This is a genomic window from Burkholderia stagnalis (assembly GCF_902830275.1).
GTDB lineage: Bacteria > Pseudomonadota > Gammaproteobacteria > Burkholderiales > Burkholderiaceae > Burkholderia > Burkholderia stagnalis.
The window spans coordinates 248,225-266,419 of the sequence record NZ_CADESW010000006.1; the positions used below are offsets into that span (position 1 = coordinate 248,225).

Genomic DNA, 18,195 nt, shown 5'->3' on the forward strand with positions numbered 1-18,195 from the left:
GCCCGCGCCGCCAGGACCTGCCTTGAACATTCGCCGCCCCTCCACCCGCCGCGCCGGGTTCGCTCGACCGTAACCGCATGACCGAATTCAACGACACCCAACAGCAGCTCTCGAGGTTCCGCCTGCGCGTCGCGGCGGCGGGCGTGTTCGTGTTCGTCTGCTTCGGGCTGCTCGCGAGCCGCTTCTTCTACCTGCAGCTCTGGCAGCACGGCAAATACGCGCTGCAGGCCGAGGAGAACCGCATCTCGGTCGCGCCGATCGTGCCGAACCGCGGCATCATCACCGACCGCAACGGCGTCGTGCTCGCGAAGAACTATTCCGCGTACACGCTCGAGATCACGCCGTCGAAGCTCACCGACACGCTCGAGAACACGATCGACCAGCTCGCGACGATCGTGCAGATCGACGCGCGCGACCGCCGCCGCTTCAAGAAGCTGCAGGAAGACTCGAAGAACTTCGAGAGCCTGCCGATCCGCACGCGCCTCACCGACGACGAAGTCGCGCGCTTCACCGCGCAGCGCTTCCGCTTCCCCGGCGTCGACGTGCGCGCGCGGCTGTTCCGCCAGTACCCGCTCGGCACGACGGCCGCGCACGTGATCGGCTACATCGGCCGCATCTCGAAGCGCGACCAGGATCGCATCGACGCGATGAGCGACGACAACGACAGCGATCCGGAACACTACGATCCGCGCCGCGACGCGAACAACTACAAGGGCACCGACTACGTCGGCAAGATCGGCGTCGAGCAGAGCTACGAGACCGAGCTGCACGGCCTGACCGGTTTCGAGGAAGTCGAGGTGACGGCCGGCGGCCGGCCGGTGCGCACGCTGTCGCGCACGCAGGCGACGCCCGGCAACAACCTCGTGCTGTCGCTCGACATCGGGCTGCAGCAGATCGCCGAGCAGGCGTTCGCCGGCAAGCGCGGCGCGCTCGTCGCGATCGAGCCGAAGACGGGCGACGTGCTCGCGTTCGTGTCGTCGCCGAGCTTCGACCCGAACTCGTTCGTCGACGGCATCGACCAGCAGACCTGGGACGAGCTGAACAACTCGCCCGACAAGCCGCTGCTGAACCGCCCGCTGCACGGCACCTACCCGCCCGGCTCGACCTACAAGCCGTTCATGGCGCTCGCGGGGCTGACGCTCGGCAAGCGCACGCCGGGCTGGGGCATCCAGGATCCCGGCTACTTCACGTTCGGCGGCCACACGTTCCGCAACGACGTGCGCGCGGGCCAGGGTTTCGTCGACATGAACAAGGCGATCATGGTGTCGAACGACACCTACTTCTACATGCTCGCGCGCGACCTCGGCGTGAACGCGATCGCGAACTTCATGAAGCCGTTCGGCTTCGGCCAGATCACCGGCATCGACGTCCAGGGCGAGGCGCGCGGGATCCTGCCGTCGCCGGACTGGAAGCGCAAGACCTTCAAGAAGGCCGCGCAGCAGAAGTGGTTCGACGGCGAGACGATCAGCCTCGGGATCGGCCAGGGCTACAACTCGTTCACGATCCTGCAGCTCGCGCACGCCACCGCGACGCTCGCGAACGACGGCGTCGTGATGAAGCCGCACCTCGTGAAGGAAGTCGAGGATCCGATCTCGCGCGGGCGCCACCTCACCGTGCCGAAGGAAAGCGCCACGATCCCGCTCAAGCAGTCGGACATCGACGTCGTGAAGCGCGGAATGGAGAACGTGATCGAGAACCCGTCCGGCACCGCGTACAAGGTGTTCCGCGGCGCGCCGTACCTCGCGGCCGGCAAGACCGGCACCGCGCAGGTGTTCTCGCTGCAGGGCGGCAACTACAAGGGCCACCTGCTCGCCGAGCACCTGCGCGACCACGCGCTGTTCATCGCGTACGCGCCGGTCGACCATCCGCAGATCGCGCTCGCGCTGATCGTCGAGAACGGCGGCTGGGGGGCGCAGTCCGCGGGCCCGATCGCGCGCCGCGTGCTCGACTTCTACCTCGTCGAGCGCCAGAACCCGAAGAACGAGGCGGCCGCCGTCGCGGCCGCGGCGTCGGCCACCGAGCCGGTCAACGTGCCGGTAACCGGCGATACATCGAAACCCGTCACCGTCGCGGCCGGCTTCAAGATGCTGCCGCAGCCGGTCGTGCCGGGCGCGGCCAGCGCGTCGGACGCCGCGTCGGCGCCCGACGCGTCCGGCGTGCCGGGCGCCGGCGCCGCTCCGGCAGCCCCGACGGTCGCGAGCGCCGCCGCACCGGCTGCCGCGAGCATGCCGCCGATCCGGCGCATGCCGCACCGGCCGCGCCGGCCCGCCAGCGACGCGCAGCCGCTGGCCGCCGCGCCGCGGGACGACAACCGTGCGACGTCCGCCGCGAAATCGGCGGACGCCGGCACCGCTCATTAACGGAGAAAGGCATGCAATTCGACAAGCGCGCCTGGCTCGACAAGATCAAGCAGATGTTCGCGGGCTTCGACCGCCCGCTCGCCCTCATCGTGTTCCTGCTGCTGTGCGTCGGCATCGTCACGCTGTACAGCGCAAGCATCGACGTGCCGGGCCGGGTCGAGGACCAGTTGCGCAACATCCTGCTGACGTTCGTGCTGATGTGGGTGATCGCCAACATACCGCCGACGACGCTGATGCGCTTCGCGGTGCCGCTCTACTCGTTCGGCGTCACGCTATTGATCGCGGTCGCGCTGTTCGGGATGACCAAGAAGGGCGCGAAGCGCTGGCTGAACGTCGGCGTCGTGATCCAGCCGTCCGAGATCCTGAAGATCGCGACGCCGCTGATGCTCGCGTGGTACTACCAGCGCCGCGAAGGCGGCCTGCGCTGGTACGACTTCATCGCCGCGTTCGGCATCCTGATGGTGCCGGTCGGGCTGATCGCGAAGCAGCCCGACCTCGGCACCGGCCTGCTCGTGTTCGCGGCGGGCTTCTTCGTGATCTACCTCGCGGGCCTGTCGTTCAAGCTGATCGTGCCGGTGCTGGTCGCCGGCGTGCTCGCGGTCGGCTCGATCGCGGTGTTCGAGGAACGGATCTGCCAGCCGGAAGTGCAGTGGCCGCTGATGCACGACTACCAGAAGCACCGCGTGTGCACGCTGCTCGACCCGACCTCCGACCCGCTCGGCAAGGGCTTCCACACGATCCAGGCGGTGATCGCGATCGGCTCCGGCGGCGCGCTCGGCAAGGGCTATCTGAAGGGCACCCAGGCGCACCTCGAATTCATTCCGGAAAAGCACACCGACTTCATCTTCGCGGTGTTCTCCGAGGAATGGGGCCTCGCCGGCGGCCTCGTGCTGCTCACGCTGTACATGGCGCTGATCGCGCGCGGGCTGTACATCGCCGCGCAGGGCGCGACGCTGTTCGGCCGGCTGCTGGCCGGCTCGCTCACGCTCGCGTTCTTCGTCTACGCGTTCGTCAACATCGGGATGGTGAGCGGGGTACTGCCTGTCGTCGGCGTGCCGTTGCCGTTCATGAGCTACGGCGGCACCGCGCTCACGACGCTCGGCATCGCGATCGGGATGATCATGAGCGTCGGCCGGCAGCGGCGGCTGATGAAGAGCTGAGCGGGCTGCGCGCCGGACGTTTGCCCGCATATTGAAGCGGCTCGGGATGGCGGCGCCTCGTGCGCCGCTTTTTTCATTGCGATGCGCCGTGCGGGCTGCCTTCGGTCGTCGCGCCGGGGGTGCCGCCGGTCGCCGGGCCCTGCGCCTTCACGCGCGCGCTCAGCTCCTTGAATTTCAGCCCCGCGGTCTCGTCGCCCTGCGCGGCCGCAGCCGCGTAATACGCGCGCGCGATGTTCAGGTTCTGCTCGACGCCGTCGCCGCCGCGCTCGTAGAACGATGCCGTCACGTATTGCGCGGTGGGCTCGCCCGCGTCGGCCGCCTGCTTGTACCACGCGAATGCCTGGCGGTTGTCGCGCGGCGTGCCGCGCCCGTCGAGGAACTGGTTCGCGAGCGACAGCTCCGCCTGCACGTGGCCCTGCTTCGCAGCCTTCAGGAACCAGCGATGCGCCTCGGCCGGATTGCGCGCGACGAATTCGCCGTCGTCGAACATCCGCCCGTACACGTACTGCGCGTGCGACATGTTCGCGTCCGCCGCGCGCTTCAGCCAGCGCAGCCCCTCGTCGACGTTCGCCGTCACGCCTTCGCCCGTGATCAGCATCATCGCGTAGTTGAACTGCGCGAGGCGGTCGCCGCGCTCGGCCGCATCGTGAAACTGCACGAGCGCCGCGCGGTAGTTGCCGGCGTTGTAGTCGGCAATCGCGGACGCCGTCTCGCGCGCCGGCTCCGGCTGCGCATGCGAACCCTGCGCGAGCGCCGCGCCGCAGACGGCCCACAGGCCGAGCGCGGCGCCGCCTGCCCGCATCGCGCGCGCGCAGCCGTGGCGGCCCGCGCCGTCGATTCCGTTCATGACCGCACCTCCTGCAACGCCTGCCGCGTCGCGCGCAGCAGCCAGGTTACGTCGGCGGACAACGCGATCACCCGGTAGCCGGCGTCGCGGTATTGCCGCGCGGCTGCAGTATCCGCCGCGAAAATGCCGACCGCGATGCCCGCCTGCCGGCCCGCCGCGAGCACGCGCGCCATCGCGGATTCGACATCCGGATGCCGGGCGTCGCCGAGATGCCCGAGGCTGGCCGCGAGGTCGGCGGGGCCGACGAACAGGCAGTCGATACCCGGCGTCGCCGCGATCCGCTCCACGTCGTCGACGCCGCGCGCCGATTCGATCTGCGCGATCACCGCGACCTGCGCGTTCGCGGTCTGCAGGTAATCGCGCCGCATCCCGAACGCCGCCGCGCGCACCATCCCCGCCACGCCGCGCAAGCCGTCCGGCGAATCGGGCGACGGATAGCGGGTGAGCCGCACCGCATGCGCGGCGTCGTCGGCGGTCTCGATGTTCGGGAACATCAGCGTGCGCGCGCCCGCATCGAGCGCGCGCTTCACGAGCCACGGCTCGCGCGCCGGCACGCGCACGACGGGCTCGCTCGGCAGATGCGCGGCGGCCAGCGCGCGCAGCTGCGACGCGACGTCGTCGCTGTCGTTCGGCGCGTGCTCCATGTCGATGCACAGCCAGTCGTAGCCGGCGTGCGCGAGCGCCTCGGCGGCGGCGTCGCTCGCGAGCGTCAGCCACAGGCCGTACAGCGGATCGTCACCGTCGTGCAGACGTTGTTTGAGGGAATTGGTGAGCGTGCTCATCGAAACGGCCTCCTGGCGGACAGGCAATCGAACGGGGCAAGCAATGGGCGGGGCGCGATGCGCCGGGCGGCGGCGAAACGGTACGGCGGCGCACGCGAACCGTCCGGCCGATGCACGGAAACGGACGCGCGTCACGACGCCACGCAACGATCATAGCGCGGCGCAGGGCGGAATGTGGGGAGGGACGGCGGGCGCCGGGCGTTCGGCCCGGCAGCCGGCGCAGGCGGGATTCGGCTGACGAATCCCGCAGCCGGATTCAGCGGCCGGGCTCGCGCTCGACGTCGGCCCAGCAGTTTGGGGTTTCGTACAGGCGCACGCGCTCGAGGCGCAGGTTGATGCCGTAGTGCGCGTCGTACACGTTCGCGAGGATGTCGAACGCGATCGCCGCGAGGTTCTCGACGGTCGGGATCCGGTCGATCACGACGGTCTTGTGATCGGCCATCTGCTCGAGGAACGAACGCACGACCTCGTCGCGCGCGTAGACGAGGAACGCGTGATCCCACTTGCTGACCAGATGCTCCATCGCGAGCGCCTTCACGTCGGCGAAATCCATCACCATGCCGCGGTCGGGCGCGCCCTCGGTATCGACGAGATCGCCGCGCAACGTGATTTCGAGCACGTAGCGATGGCCGTGCAGGTTCCGGCACTGGCTGCGGTGATCGGGGATGCGGTGGCCCGCGTCGAATTCGAGTTTTCGGGTAATCAGCACGATGTCAAAAAGCCGTGGCTCAGGGAATGTTCAGATACTTGTGGGTCTGCATCGACAGGCGCCACTGCGGATGGCGCTTGCACCAGTCGATCGCGAGCTTCGTATTGAGGTCGCGCGACGGGCCGTCCATCGGCTGGACGAGGAAATAGTCGAAGTCGAGCTTCGCGTAGTCGGCGAGCCGCTGGTTGTCCTGCGGGATCACGACCTTCAGCTCGTTGCCCTTCGTGACGACGAGCGGCGCGTCAGCCTTCGGGCTCACGCAGATCCAGTCGATCGACTCGAGCACCGGCAGCGAGCCGTTGGTCTCGATCGCGATCTCGAAGCCCTGCGCATGCAGCGCGTCGACGAGCGGCTGGTCGAGCTGCAGCATCGGCTCGCCGCCCGTGCAGACGACGAAGCGATGCACCTCGCCGTCCGGCCACAGGCTCGCGATCTTCGCGGCAAGCTCGGCGGCGTCCCTGAACTTGCCGCCGTTTTCGCCGTCGGTGCCGACGAAATCGGTGTCGCAGAAGCGGCACACCGCCTCCGCGCGGTCCTCTTCGCGGCCGGACCACAGATTGCAGCCGGCGAACCGGCAGAACACGGCCGGACGGCCCGCATTCGCGCCTTCGCCCTGCAACGTGTAGAAAATTTCCTTGACCGCGTAAGTCATCGTTCCTGGTGCGGCTCGCGCCGCGCGTTGTCGATCAGTTCATCCATTGTGCGCTGCCGGCGCGCACGCGTCACAGCGGCGCTTCCGTCACCCGCTCGCCCTTCAGGTAGGCCTCGTAGCCGCGCTTGCGCAGCTTGCAGGCCGGGCATTCGCCGCAGCCGAAACCCCAGTCGTGCAGCTCGGCGCGCTCGCCGACATAGCACGTATGCGTCTCGACGCGAATCAGCTCGACGAGTGCCGGGCCGCCGAGCTGCTCGGCGAGCTGCCAGGTCTGCGCCTTGTCGAGCCACATCAGCGGCGTCTCGAGCACGATCCGCGTATCCATCCCGAGGTTCAGCGCGACCTGCAGCGCCTTCATCGTGTCGTCGCGGCAGTCCGGGTAGCCGGAGAAGTCGGTCTCGCACATCCCGCCGACCAGCACGCGCAGCCCGCGGCGGTAGGCGACAGCCGCGGCGATCGTCATGAACAGCAGGTTGCGGCCCGGCACGAACGTGTTCGGCAAGCCGTTCGCCGCGGTCTCGATCTCGATCGCACGCGTCATCGCGGTGTCGCTGATCGCCCCGAGCACCGACAGGTCGACCATGTGATCGTCGCCGAGGCGCTCCGCCCATGCGGGGAACTGGCGCTTCAGCGCGTCGCGCACGCCTTCGCGGCACTCCAGCTCGACGCGATGGCGCTGACCGTAGTCGAAGCCGAGGGTCTCGACCGTCTGGTAGCGTTCGAGGGCCCAGGCCACGCACGTGGCCGAGTCCTGCCCGCCCGAAAACAACACGAGCGCGCCGTCTTTAGCGTCTGTCCGAATCACCGTGATACTCCGTGAATGTGTAGGCTCGCGTCGCGCTGCGCGCGGACGGCCGGCTGCCGCCGAGCGGCCCGACGCGTGCCGGCATGCGCCGGCTCGACCAGTATAGGCAGCGCCGCTCGCCGCGCAGGCGACGGGACGCTTATACCGCCCATCGTGCGCCATCGGCGCCGCGCACCGGCGCACGGCCGGACCGCCAGCCTCGCGATGCACGCGAAGCGGCGCGCTAAGTCATTGAGCGGGCAAGGATTTTAACACGCCGCCGCCAATGCCGCCGGGCACGTCGTGCCACCACAAACGAAAAACCCCAAGAATCTGGCGATTCTTGGGGTTTTGGAAACTGCTGGTGGCCTGGGACGGAATCGAACCATCGACACGCGGATTTTCAATCCGCTGCTCTACCAACTGAGCTACCGGGCCAACGAAGAAGCAAAGTATATCGAGCTTTGTTGTGCCGCACAAGGGGTTTCGTGAAATTTCTTATACGGCCCCTTCCGACGGCTTCTTGCCGAGCTCGACGCCGAGCTGCTTGAGCTTGCGATAGAGGTGCGTGCGCTCGAGGCCCGTCTTCTCCGCGACGCGCGTCATGCTGCCGTTCTCGCGCGCGAGGTGATACTCGAAGTACGCGCGCTCGAACGCATCGCGCGCTTCGCGCAACGGGATGTCGAACGGAATCGCCGCCGTCTGCCCGGCGAGACCGAGCGCGGCGGTCATGTCGTCGCCGAGCGTCGGCAGTGCCGCCGCGGATGCGATGGACGCCGGCCCGGCGGTCTGCCCCGCCGTGGTCTTCGCTGCCGCGTTGACGGTCATCGGCGCCGCGCCGCGCGCGAGGCCGTGCTCGACCGCCTTCAGCAGCTTCTGCAAGGCGATGGGTTTCTCGAGGAAATCGAGCGCACCGATCTTCGTCGCCTCGACGGCCGTGTCGATCGTCGCGTGCCCGGACATCATGATCACGGGCATCGTCAGCAGCCCCTGCGCCGCCCATTCCTTGAGCAACGTGACGCCGTCGGTATCGGGCATCCAGATATCGAGCAGCACGAGATCGGGCGCCTGCTCGAGACGGTATTCACGCGCGGCCTGCGCGTTTTCCGCCGCCTCGACGACATGTCCTTCGTCGCTGAGGATCTCCGAGAGCAATTCCCGGATGCCCATTTCATCATCTACCACCAGGATGGTTGCCATTTACGCTGCCCTTTTATGCTGCCCTTGTCTGCACACTTGCTTTTGTCTTTGCGGGGGTCGTTCCGCCCTGCGCGCCCGATTCGGCGCCTGGCGCATCGCTCGCCAGCTGCAGGAACAGGATCGACACCTGCGCACCCTCGACGGCCTCGCCGTGCATGCGATTGCGCAGATCGATCCGCGCGCCGTGCTCGTCGACGATTTTCTTCACCGTGGCCAACCCGAGGCCCGTGCCTTTCGCCTTGGTCGTCACGTAAGGCTCGAACGCGCGGGTGAGGATCCGCGCCGGAAAGCCCGGCCCGTTGTCGGACACGGTCAGGCGAACCGCGACGCGCGTTTTGCCCTCGGCGTCGGGATCGCCATATTCTACTGTCTTGGTTTCGATCAACACACGCGGCTGCGCGACATCCGCGACCGAATCCTGCGCATTCTGCAGCAGGTTGTGGATCACCTGGCGCAGTTGCGTCGCATCGCCGCGAATCACCGGCAGCGGCGCGAGCTCGACGGCGATCGGGCTCTTGCCTTCGCCGACGCCATACAGCCCGAGCACTTCGCTCACCAGTTCGTTCAACTGCAGGTTCGCGAGCACCGCCGGCGGCGTGCGCGCATATTCGCGGAAATCGTCGACCATGCGCTTCATCGCGGCGACCTGGTTGACGATCATCGTCGCGCCGCGCTTGAGCACGTCCGCATCGGGCGGCGCGAGCTTGTCCGACAGCTTCATCTGCAGGCGCTCGGCCGACAGCTGGATCGGCGTCAGCGGGTTCTTGATCTCGTGCGCGAGCCGGCGCGCGACTTCGCCCCAGGCCACCGAGCGCTGCGCGGAAATCACGTCGGAGATGTCGTCGAACACGACGACGTAGCCGGCCGTCTGCGCGTCGTCCACCTTCCCGTCCGCCTGCCCCTCCACCGTCGACACGAGACGCGTGCCGCGCACGAGCAGCGTCAGCGGATCGGCTTCGCCCGGCACCTCGACCGCGAACTGCTGCTGCCAGTGGCCGCGATCGCCGCTGCCGTTGTCCGACGCCGCCTCGCGATCGGCGAACGCCTTGCGCACCATCGCGCCGAATTCCGCGACCACCCCGACCTGGTCGAGCGTCGTGCCGATCAGCGCACCGAACGGCTGCCGGAAGATCCGCTCGGCGCCGCGGTTGGCCGTCGTCAGCCGGAACTGGCGGTCGAGCACGAACACGCCCGCGGTGAGGTTCGCGAGAATGCTCTCGAGATACGTCTTCGAATGCTCGAGCGCGACGCGGTTCTTCTCGACCGCGAGCCGCGCCTCGGACAACTGGCGCGTCATCGCGTTGAACGATTGCGTGAGGAAGCCGAGCTCGTCGCGCGTCTTGATCTCGCGCTTCGGCGTGTAGTCGCCCTCCGTCACCTCCTTGGTGCCCTGCGCGAGCAGGAACAGCGGCCGCGCGAGCTGCTGGCCGAGCGCGAGCGCGAGCATCATCGCGATGAAGGTCGCGAGGAACAGCGCGAGCGTCAGCGTGCCGATGTACATCTTGCGCAGGCCGGTGCGCCCGAGCGCCTTCTCCTGGTATTCGCGATACGCGCGCTGCACGGCGTCCGCGTTGTGCGCGAGCGTCGGCGGCACCGGCTGCGTGAGCTGCAGGAAGCGCTCGGCCGGCTGCAGCATCGACGTGGTGGCGTCGGGAATCGGCCGCACGACGCGCAGCCGCAGCGCGCCCTTCGCGCCGTGCGCGTGCGGATCGCCGTCGACCTCGCCCTCGATCGCCGCGTACACGCCGTGTTCGCGCGCCTGGTTCAGCATCATCGGGCTCGGCAGGTCGTCCGGAATCAGCGCCGCGAAATTGCCCGACGCCTGCGCGACGATATGCAGGTCCGGCGCGGCGCCCGCCCCGCTGCGGCCGGGCTCGACGATCGTCGCGTCCTGCACGCCGAACTGGTCGCGCAGGCGCAGCAGCGTGAGCGTCGTGCCGTTCGTGTTCGCGTCGACGCTCGCGAGCTGGTCCGACATCAGGCGCGCCTTGGTCTGCAGGTCGGACAGCGATGCGTCGAGCATCCCGCGGCCGAGGTTCAGGCCGGCAGTCAGCGCGGTCTCGACGTTCACGTCGAACCACGATTCGATGCTGCGCGACACGAACTGGTACGACACGACGTAGATGATGCCGCCCGGCACCACGCCGACGAGCGCGAAGAACACCGCGAGCTTCGCGAGCAGCCGCGTGCCGAACTTGCCCTTCCTCAGCCGCACGACGATCATGCCGATCAGGCCGAGCACGACGAGCAGGAACACCACCGCGACGATGATGTTGGTCGCGTACAGCCACGAGTAGTAGCGGTCGAAGAATTCGGTGTTCGCGCTCGCGGCCGCCAGCAGCACGAGCAGCAGCAGCGCGGTGAGCGCGACGGTCGAGACGATCACGCGGATGAGGAGGCTCTTCCCGCTGGCCGCGCGGCGCACTTTATTTAGCACGTTCGGTCACCGTGAAGATAAAGCGCTTCCAGTCCGACGACAGCGTCCAGTCGCGGTTGTTCACCGCGTCGACCTGGAACGGCTTCGGCATCAGCGCCGTATCGAGCTGCATCCGCACCGAGGCCGTATAGGTGTCGCCCTGGCGCACCTGGTTCTTGTCGATCACGTGCCAGGACGTGACGTGCTTGACGACGGCGAGCGCGTCCTTCAGCGAGCTGAAGCCGAGCTGCAGGCCGCCCGTCGACACGCGGTATTCGCGCGTGAGCGGCTGGAACGACAGGCGGAACGTCTGCGACACCGACACCGGCTGTTCGTCGAACCAGTACCAGCGCGCGCGGCCCAGCTCGAAATCGGTGGTGAAGTAAAGCGGAATGCCCTTGTTGACGGCGTCCTCGAGGTTCGGGTTCAGCTCGAAGTCGAAGCGCGCATCGAGGCTCCAGCCGCTGCCGTCGGCTTGCAGCGACGCGCGCTGCACGGCGATCGATTCGGCGCGCGCCGGCCTCGCGAATGCGATGCACAGCGTCAGCGCGACCAGCAGGACGGCCGCGAGCCGAAGTGGAAAGAGGTGTTTGATCGTCACCGTTTCTGAAACCGCGCGTAGAAAAATCCGTCGTGATCGGTGTTCTGGTCGAGTCCGCCCGCGCCTCCCTGCGCGTCGTCCGAGACGGCGCGCGGCAGCAGCTGGCCCGGCGCGTCCAATCGTACCGCATCTTCACAGGCCGCTTCAAACCAGCGCGCCTGCAGTTCGCCTTCTTCCGGAAAGATCGAGCAGGTCACGTACAGCAGCTCGCCGCCCGGTTTCACGAGCGGCCACAGCGCCGCCAGGATGCGGCGCTGCTCGGCGACGAGTGCCGGGATGTCGGTCGCGCGGCGCAGCCAGCGGATGTCCGGATGACGGCGCACGATGCCGGACGCGGAGCACGGCACATCGGCGAGGATGCGATCGAACGGCCGGCCGTCGTGCCATGCAGCGGGCGCGCCCGCGTCGCCGACGCGCACGTCCGCGACGAGCGACAGCCGCGCGAGATTCTCGCCGATGCGCGCCGCGCGGGCTGCGTCGCTTTCGAGCGCCACGACCTCCGCGTCGGCCAGTTCGAGGATGTGTCCGGTCTTGCCGCCGGGTGCCGCGCACGCATCGAGCACGCGCATCCCGTCGGCCGCGCCGAGCCATTCGGCGGCGAGCTGCGCACCTGCGTCCTGGACCGATACGACGCCGTCGGCAAAGCCCGGAATGCGCTCGACCGGCAGCGCCGATGCGAGCCGCACCGCATGCCGGCCGATCACCGCTGCGTCGATTCCGTTCGCGCGCAGCGTGTCGAGATACGCATCGACGGTCGTGCGGCGCGCGTTCACGCGCAGCGTCAGCGGGCCAGGCCGATCGCCGGCCGCGAGGATCGCCTGCCAGCCGTCGGGCCACGCGGCCTTCACCGCGTCGCTCCACCATGCGCGGTAGTTCCAGCGCGCGACCGGGTCGTCCTGCATCGCCGCGACGAGCGCTTCGCGCTCGCGCAGGAAGCGCCGCAGTACCGCATTGACCATCCCTTTCGCGAAGACGAACTCGCGGCGCGCGCCGATCGCGGTCACGGCCTGGTCGACGACGGTGAAGGCGGAATACGCAGCGTCGTCGGCGTCGTCGAGCAGCAGCGCGACTGCGCATGCGAGCGTCGCATGCACATGGGCGGGCGGCGCCTTGCTGACGAGCCGGCCGATCAGCCAGTCGACGCTGCCGAGGCGGCGCATCGTGCGATACGCGATGTCCTGCGTCGCACCGCGCGCCAGCGCCTGCGCGCCGGGCACCATCCCCGCGAACACCGTCGCCAGCGCAGCCGGCAGCGCGGTGCCGCGGCGCACCGCGTCGACCGCCTGCGCGGCCGCGTCGAGCGCGAAGGCAAGCGAATCGGGCGCGAGATGCAAGGCGGACAGTCGAGCCGGACGGCCTGACGAAGGTTTGGCGGAGGTGCGGGTTCGTGTCATCGGGTCGAGGCGTCGGCAGCAGCGGGAGCCGCGGCGGCCGCGTGGCCGCCACGATCCCAAACCGCGCATTGTAGCGTGTGACCATGCGCCCCTTTTTCGGGCCGCACAAATAGAACACCCCGCAGTGCGAGACATGCGGGGTGGGTCGAGCGTGCATGCCGGTGATGGCCACGCACGTTGCGACAGGGGGGACTTAGTCGAAGCGCCCCGTCCGCGCCATTTCCATCAGGCGCGCGATGCGTTCCTCGGTGGCCGGGTGCGTCGAGAACAGGTTCTGCAGGCCGCCGCCGTGCAGCGGGTTCATGATCATCATCTGCGCGGTGGCCGGATGCGCTTCGGCCGCCTGGAACGGAATGCCCGCCGCATAGCGATGGATCTTGTCGAGCGCCGTCGCGAGCGCTTGCGGATCGCCCGAAATCTGCGCGCCGCCGCGGTCCGCCTCGAACTCGCGGGCCCGCGAAATCGCCATCTGGATCAGCGCGCCGGCGATCGGCGCAAGCAGCGCGACCGCGATGCCGGCGATCGGATTGGCCGGACGGCCATTCTCGTCGCGCCCGCCGAAGAACATCGCGAAGTTCGCGAGCGCCGAGATCGCGCCTGCCATGGTTGCGGTGATCGTCGAGATCAGGATGTCGCGATGCTTCACGTGCGCGAGCTCGTGCGCCATCACGCCGCGCATCTCGCGCTCCGACAGCACGCGCAGGATGCCGGTGGTCGCCGCGACCGCCGCGTGCTCGGGGTTGCGGCCCGTCGCGAACGCGTTCGGCGCGTCTTCGTTGATCAGGTAGACGCGCGGCATCGGCAGGTTCGCGCGCGTCGCCAGCTCGCGCACCATCCGGTAGAACTGCGGCGCCGTGTTCTCGTCGACTTCCTGCGCGTTGTACATGCGCAGCACCATCTTGTCGGAGAACCAGTACGAGAAGAAATTCATGCCGAGCGCGAACAGCAGCGCGATCGTCATGCCGCGCGATCCGCCGATCATCCCGCCGATCACGATGAACAGGGCCGTGATCGCGGCCATCAGCATCGCCGTTTTGACCCAATTGAACATACGTCCACTCCTTATCCGAATGCAGCACCCGCCGGGTGCCCCGAACGGGCGCGGCGGAAATTTGTAAGCGATCTGTTAGATAAGTGCACTTCGGAAAAATTCAATCTCAACGCTGCGAAGTTGCAAGCTTGAGGCCCAGCCCGACGAACGCGCTGCCGACCGTGCGGTCGAGCCACTTCTTCACGCCCGGCTTGCCCGAGAAACGGCGCGTCACGCTGCCCGCGACCCACGCGAGCATGCTGTTCCAGAGCGTGCTCATCACGACGAACACCGCGCCGAGGGTCAGGAACGCCAGCGCCTTGTGCGCGCTGTCGGCCGACACGAACTGCGGGAAGAACGATACGAAGAACAGCACGACCTTCGGGTTCAGCACGTTCGTCCAGAAGCCCTGCATGAACAGCTGGCGCAGCGGCTTGGCGGCCACGGCGGCGGCGGCCGGTGCGGCTCCTGCTCCGGCCGCGGGCTTCGCGAGAAGCATCCGCACGCCCAGATAGATCAGGTAGGCCGCGCCCACCAGCTTGATCACCGTGAACGCCGTGGCCGACGCGGCCAGCACCGCCGTCAGGCCGAACGCGCAGGCCAGCGCGTGCACGCAGCAGCCGGCGGAGATCCCGAGCGCGGACATCAGCCCCGCGCCGCGGCCCTGCGCGACGCTGCGGCCGATGATGTACGCGGTGTCGGGGCCCGGCGTGACGTTCAGCAGGAAAACCGCCAGGAGAAAGAAGCCGAAATGGGTGATGCCAAGCATGTGGACCTCGGAACCGGGGAAGCGCAGGGAAATTCTACGCGCGCCCGCGATGCCGCGCGACTCGGCCGTTCGGCCGATTGCGCGCGGCCGGCGGGCCGGGTCGAATGGCGGTCAGGACGCGTCGGGCAGCGTGAATTGCTGGCCGGCGGCGAGCGGCGCGCCGGCGAGGAATTCGCGCGCCGGCAGCCGCTTGCCGCCGGGTTTCTGCAATTGCGTGACGCACAGCGCGCCGCTGCCGCAGGCGACGACCACGCCATCCGGCCCCGCATCGACGATCGTGCCGGGCGCCGCCGCGCCGCGCGCCGGCACGGGCGCCGCCGCCCACAGCTTGAGCGCCGCACCGTCGAGCGTCGCGACGCCGCCCGGGAACGGATCGAACGCGCGCACCTGGCGCGCCAGCACGTCCGCGGGCTTGCGCCAGTCGAGCGCGGCCTCGTGCTTGCCGATCTTTTCCGCGTACGTCACGCCGTCGGCCGGCTGCGGCGTCGCCGGCAGGCTGCCGGTGCGCTCGAGCTGCACCAGCGCGTCGACGATCAGGCGCGCGCCGTCGGCCGCGAGCCGGTCGTGCAGGGTCGCCGTCGTGTCGTCGGGCGCGATCGTCACGCGCGCCTCGTCCAGCATCGCGCCGGTGTCGAGCCCGGCGTCCATCTGCATCAGCGTCACCCCCGTCTCGGCGTCCCCGGCCTCGATTGCGCGATGGATCGGCGCGGCGCCGCGCCAGCGCGGCAGCAGCGACGCATGGATGTTGATGCAGCCGTGGCGCGGAATGTCGAGCACCTCCTGCGGCAGCAGCAGGCCGTAGGCGGCCACCACCATCACGTCGTGCGGGGTCGCGCGCAACTGCGCGATCGCTTCGGCCGCCTCGGCCGGGTACTTGCCCGCGCGGCGCAGCGACGGCGGCTGCGCGACGGGCATGCCGTGCTCGACCGCATAGCGCTTCACGGCGCTCGCCTGCAGCTTCATGCCGCGCCCGGCGGGACGGTCGGGCTGCGTGAGGACGAGCGGCACCGGAAAGCCGGCCTCGTGGATCGCGGCGAGCGCGGCCGCGGCGAATTCCGGCGTACCGGCAAAAATGACGCGCAACGAATGTGTCATGACAACGGATTGGGGTCGGGCAGGAGAACGCGCGTCACATCGCGCGTTCGAGTTTCTTCATCTTCGTCTTGATGCGGCTCTGCTTGAGCGGCGACAGGTATTCGACGAACACGCGGCCCATCAGGTGATCCATCTCGTGCTGGATGCACACGGCCAGCAGCCCCTCGCAGTCGAGCTCGAACGTCTCGCCCTGCTCGTTGAGCGCGCGCACGCGCACGTGGTCCGGACGCTCGACTTCGTCGTAGATGCCCGGCACCGACAGGCAGCCTTCCTCGTAGACCTGCTTCACATCGCTCGACCACACGATCTCGGGGTTGATGAACGCGCGCAGCTCGTTTTTCTCGTCCGACACGTCGATCACGATCACGCGCTCGTGCACGTCGACCTGCGTGGCGGCAAGGCCGATGCCCGGCGCGGCGTACATGGTTTCGGCCATGTCGGCGACGAGCTTGCGAATCCGGTCGTCGACCTTGTCGACGGGCTTGGCGACCTTGTGCAGCCGCTTGTCGGGGTAATGAATGATGTTCAGCAAAGCCATGGTGTTCGTCATCGGTAACGCGGCGGGGCGTCGCGTCGGCCATCCGGCCGACTGGCCCAGCCGCGGGGATGCAATGAAGATGAGGCGGACGCACGGCGTATCAACGCCGGCGGATCACGCCTCCTGCAATCGGCCGCGCGCCTGCGTGCGCGGCTTCATCGGGTTATTTCGGATGATGAAAATTTTATCATGGCAGCCCGCGGCCCGCTGGCCGTCGCGTTCGACGGTTTCCTCATGTCGCCGCACGCGCTGAGCACCGCCGAGCTGCGCGCGTGGCTGCAGCTCGCGGATGCCCCCGGCCTCCCGCCCGCCACGCTGCGCGTGCTGCTCGACGCGTTCGGCTCGCCGGGCGCGCTGCTCGACGCGCCGGACGACGCGATCGCCGCCGCGAGCAGCCCGGCGGCGGCGCAGGCCGTGCGCGGGAGCGCGCGGGGCGACCTCGACGCGCGCGCCGACGCGGCGCGTACGTGGCTCGACGGGCCGGGAAACGCCATCGTCACGCTGGGCGATCCCGCGTACCCGCCACGGCTGCTCGACCTGCACGATCCGCCGCCGCTGCTATATGTAAAGGGCCGCGTCGCACTGCTGCACGCGCGCGCGATCGCGATCGTGGGCAGCCGCCACGCGACGCCGCAGGGCCTCGCGGACGCGACGCACTTCGCGCGCACGCTGTCCGACGCCGGGTTCGCGATTGCGTCCGGGCTCGCGCTCGGCATCGACGCCGCCGCGCACCGGGGCGGGCTGGACGGCCGCTCGGGCACGATCGCCGTGATCGGCACCGGCGCCGACCTCGTCTATCCGGCGCGGCATCGCCCGCTCGCGCACGAGATCGCCGCGCACGGCGCCATCGTCTCCGAGTGGCCGCTCGGCACGCCGGCCCGCGCGGCGCACTTCCCGCAGCGCAACCGGCTGATCGCCGCGCTGGCCAGCGGCGTGCTGGTCGTCGAGGCCGCACCGCGCTCCGGCTCGCTGATCACCGCGCGGCTCGCGAACGAAATGGGCCGCGACGTGTTCGCGATGCCGGGCTCGATCCACGCGCCGCTTGCGCAGGGCTGCCACGCGCTGATCCGCGACGGCGCCAAGCTCACCGCGGCGCCGGACGACGTGCTCGAGGAATATGGCCCGGTCGACCGGCCCGCCGCCACGCCTGGCGACACGGGGCCGGCCGTGCGCGCACGCGCGCTTGCCGATCCGCACGGCCCCGAACACGCGGTCCTCGCCGCGCTCGGATACAGCCCCGTGACCTACGAATGGCTGGCCGAGCGCAGCGGCCTGCCCGACGACGCGCTCCATCAGGCGCTGCTCGCGCTCGAACTGGCCGGCCGCGTCGCGGGCCTGCCGGGCGGGCGCTTCGTCCGGCTCGACGCGCCCGCCTCGCCGCAGCCGCCGCCCGGCATGCTACAGTCCCCCGCATAGGAGCGGCCGTGCCGCCCGCCGACTTGCAAGGAAAACCATGCCCGCGCTGAATCTCGACACCGACGCGGATCGGATCGCCGAGCGCCTCCGCGATCCCGACACGCTGCTCGTCGCCTGCCTGTGCGCAGAATGGTGCGGCACGTGCCGCGACTACCGCACCGCGTTCGACCTGCTCGCCGACGCGCATCCCGACGTCTGTTTCGCGTGGATCGACATCGAAACGCACGCCGACCAGCTCGACGATCTCGATGTCGAGAATTTCCCGACGATCCTGATCGAGGACGCCAACGCCGCGCGCTTTTTCGGCACGGTGTTGCCGCATGCCGTCATCGTCGAGCGGATGCTGGCCGACCTGACCGCCGTGCCGGGCGCGCCGCATGCGCCGAAATTGCGCAACATCCTGAACGTCGAGGCCTGAGCCGAGCCCCGGCGCCGCGGTTTT

17 protein-coding genes and 1 tRNA gene are annotated in these 18,195 nt (G+C 69.1%); 4 read left to right on the forward strand and 14 right to left on the reverse strand.

Annotated features, from left to right (window positions below; genetic code table 11):
• The first annotated feature begins 77 nt into the window (after nt 1-77).
• Together mrdA and rodA are read left to right on the forward strand one after the other, a co-directional pair.
• Nucleotides 78-2,360 carry a penicillin-binding protein 2 gene (mrdA, locus tag HWY45_RS13810; RefSeq protein ID WP_059881941.1) on the forward strand — a complete coding sequence of 761 codons (2,283 nt, stop codon included), beginning with the start codon at nt 78-80 and terminating at the stop codon, nt 2,358-2,360.
• 11 nt (nt 2,361-2,371) lie between these two features.
• A complete protein-coding gene (gene rodA, locus HWY45_RS13815; RefSeq protein ID WP_059563668.1) occupies nt 2,372-3,520 on the forward strand; it encodes a rod shape-determining protein RodA in 1,149 nt (382 codons plus the stop codon).
• Between the two features lie 73 nt (nt 3,521-3,593).
• On the opposite strand, the gene HWY45_RS13820 is transcribed toward rodA, so the two are convergent.
• From HWY45_RS13820 to def, 14 genes are all read right to left on the reverse strand, one after another.
• Nucleotides 3,594-4,367, reverse strand: coding sequence for a tetratricopeptide repeat protein (locus HWY45_RS13820; protein WP_059881943.1), 774 nt, complete (start codon nt 4,365-4,367; stop codon nt 3,594-3,596).
• Nucleotides 4,364-5,149: an HpcH/HpaI aldolase family protein gene (locus HWY45_RS13825; RefSeq protein WP_059810454.1), complete on the reverse strand. Its 786-nt coding sequence runs from the start codon at nt 5,147-5,149 to the stop codon at nt 4,364-4,366. Before HWY45_RS13825 ends, HWY45_RS13820 begins: the two co-directional genes overlap by 4 nt.
• Nucleotides 5,150-5,405: 256 nt before the next feature.
• Nucleotides 5,406-5,858 (reverse strand): 6-carboxytetrahydropterin synthase QueD, encoded by a 453-nt coding sequence (queD, locus tag HWY45_RS13830; protein WP_010090320.1) that lies wholly within the window; start codon nt 5,856-5,858, stop codon nt 5,406-5,408.
• Nucleotides 5,859-5,877: 19 nt separating this feature from the next.
• Entirely contained in the window at nt 5,878-6,510 is a 633-nt protein-coding gene (queE, locus tag HWY45_RS13835) for a 7-carboxy-7-deazaguanine synthase (protein ID WP_059881945.1), read from the reverse strand.
• 70 nt (nt 6,511-6,580) lie between these two features.
• The gene (gene queC / locus HWY45_RS13840; RefSeq protein ID WP_059563664.1) at nt 6,581-7,315 is read right to left on the reverse strand and encodes a 7-cyano-7-deazaguanine synthase QueC; all 735 of its coding nucleotides are present in this window, start codon (nt 7,313-7,315) and stop codon (nt 6,581-6,583) included.
• 341 nt (nt 7,316-7,656) lie between these two features.
• Nucleotides 7,657-7,732: transfer RNA gene (locus HWY45_RS13845), tRNA-Phe, on the reverse strand.
• Nucleotides 7,733-7,792: 60 nt separating this feature from the next.
• Entirely contained in the window at nt 7,793-8,494 is a 702-nt protein-coding gene (gene esaR / locus HWY45_RS13850; RefSeq protein ID WP_059881947.1) for a response regulator transcription factor EsaR, read from the reverse strand.
• A 13-nt stretch (nt 8,495-8,507) separates the two neighbouring features.
• Entirely contained in the window at nt 8,508-10,931 is a 2,424-nt protein-coding gene (esaS, locus tag HWY45_RS13855) for a sensor histidine kinase EsaS (protein ID WP_059881948.1), read from the reverse strand.
• A complete protein-coding gene (locus tag HWY45_RS13860; protein WP_059563754.1) occupies nt 10,921-11,511 on the reverse strand; it encodes a DUF4390 domain-containing protein in 591 nt (196 codons plus the stop codon). The genes esaS and HWY45_RS13860 overlap by 11 nt, the downstream gene beginning before the upstream one ends.
• Nucleotides 11,508-12,905: a 16S rRNA (cytosine(967)-C(5))-methyltransferase RsmB gene (gene rsmB / locus HWY45_RS13865; RefSeq protein ID WP_059810459.1), complete on the reverse strand. Its 1,398-nt coding sequence runs from the start codon at nt 12,903-12,905 to the stop codon at nt 11,508-11,510. The genes HWY45_RS13860 and rsmB overlap by 4 nt, the downstream gene beginning before the upstream one ends.
• Nucleotides 12,906-13,098: 193 nt before the next feature.
• Nucleotides 13,099-13,956, reverse strand: a complete 858-nt coding sequence (gene htpX, locus HWY45_RS13870; RefSeq protein ID WP_017334630.1) for a zinc metalloprotease HtpX — start codon at nt 13,954-13,956, stop codon at nt 13,099-13,101.
• A 106-nt stretch (nt 13,957-14,062) separates the two neighbouring features.
• Entirely contained in the window at nt 14,063-14,704 is a 642-nt protein-coding gene (locus HWY45_RS13875) for a LysE family translocator (protein ID WP_059563660.1), read from the reverse strand.
• Between the two features lie 111 nt (nt 14,705-14,815).
• Complete coding sequence (gene fmt / locus HWY45_RS13880; protein WP_059881950.1) at nt 14,816-15,799, reverse strand: methionyl-tRNA formyltransferase; 984 nt, start codon at nt 15,797-15,799, stop codon at nt 14,816-14,818.
• Nucleotides 15,800-15,833: 34 nt separating this feature from the next.
• On the reverse strand, nt 15,834-16,337 hold the full coding sequence (gene def / locus HWY45_RS13885; protein WP_059563753.1) for a peptide deformylase: 504 nt from the start codon (nt 16,335-16,337) through the stop codon (nt 15,834-15,836).
• Nucleotides 16,338-16,526: 189 nt separating this feature from the next.
• Between def and dprA the strand changes: the two genes are divergently transcribed.
• Complete coding sequence (dprA, locus tag HWY45_RS13890; protein ID WP_059881952.1) at nt 16,527-17,753, forward strand: DNA-processing protein DprA; 1,227 nt, start codon at nt 16,527-16,529, stop codon at nt 17,751-17,753.
• A 37-nt stretch (nt 17,754-17,790) separates the two neighbouring features.
• The gene (locus tag HWY45_RS13895) at nt 17,791-18,171 is read left to right on the forward strand and encodes a thioredoxin family protein (RefSeq protein ID WP_059563657.1); all 381 of its coding nucleotides are present in this window, start codon (nt 17,791-17,793) and stop codon (nt 18,169-18,171) included.
• The last annotated feature ends 24 nt before the right edge of the window (nt 18,172-18,195 follow it).

What these genes read in the sequence shown, in the direction of transcription:
- esaR (WP_059881947.1), bottom strand. Translation starts at nt 8,494, where the DNA reads ATGGCAACCATCCTGGTGGTAGATGATGAAATGGGCATCCGGGAATTG.
- queE (WP_059881945.1), bottom strand. Translation starts at nt 6,510, where the DNA reads ATGACTTACGCGGTCAAGGAAATTTTCTACACGTTGCAGGGCGAAGGC.
- HWY45_RS13825 (WP_059810454.1), bottom strand. Translation starts at nt 5,149, where the DNA reads ATGAGCACGCTCACCAATTCCCTCAAACAACGTCTGCACGACGGTGAC.
- HWY45_RS13895 (WP_059563657.1), top strand. Translation starts at nt 17,791, where the DNA reads ATGCCCGCGCTGAATCTCGACACCGACGCGGATCGGATCGCCGAGCGC.
- rsmB (WP_059810459.1), bottom strand. Translation starts at nt 12,905, where the DNA reads ATGACACGAACCCGCACCTCCGCCAAACCTTCGTCAGGCCGTCCGGCT.
- fmt (WP_059881950.1), bottom strand. Translation starts at nt 15,799, where the DNA reads ATGACACATTCGTTGCGCGTCATTTTTGCCGGTACGCCGGAATTCGCC.
- rodA (WP_059563668.1), top strand. Translation starts at nt 2,372, where the DNA reads ATGCAATTCGACAAGCGCGCCTGGCTCGACAAGATCAAGCAGATGTTC.
- htpX (WP_017334630.1), bottom strand. Translation starts at nt 13,956, where the DNA reads ATGTTCAATTGGGTCAAAACGGCGATGCTGATGGCCGCGATCACGGCC.
- HWY45_RS13820 (WP_059881943.1), bottom strand. Translation starts at nt 4,367, where the DNA reads ATGAACGGAATCGACGGCGCGGGCCGCCACGGCTGCGCGCGCGCGATG.
- dprA (WP_059881952.1), top strand. Translation starts at nt 16,527, where the DNA reads ATGGCAGCCCGCGGCCCGCTGGCCGTCGCGTTCGACGGTTTCCTCATG.
- def (WP_059563753.1), bottom strand. Translation starts at nt 16,337, where the DNA reads ATGGCTTTGCTGAACATCATTCATTACCCCGACAAGCGGCTGCACAAG.
- HWY45_RS13875 (WP_059563660.1), bottom strand. Translation starts at nt 14,704, where the DNA reads ATGCTTGGCATCACCCATTTCGGCTTCTTTCTCCTGGCGGTTTTCCTG.
- mrdA (WP_059881941.1), top strand. Translation starts at nt 78, where the DNA reads ATGACCGAATTCAACGACACCCAACAGCAGCTCTCGAGGTTCCGCCTG.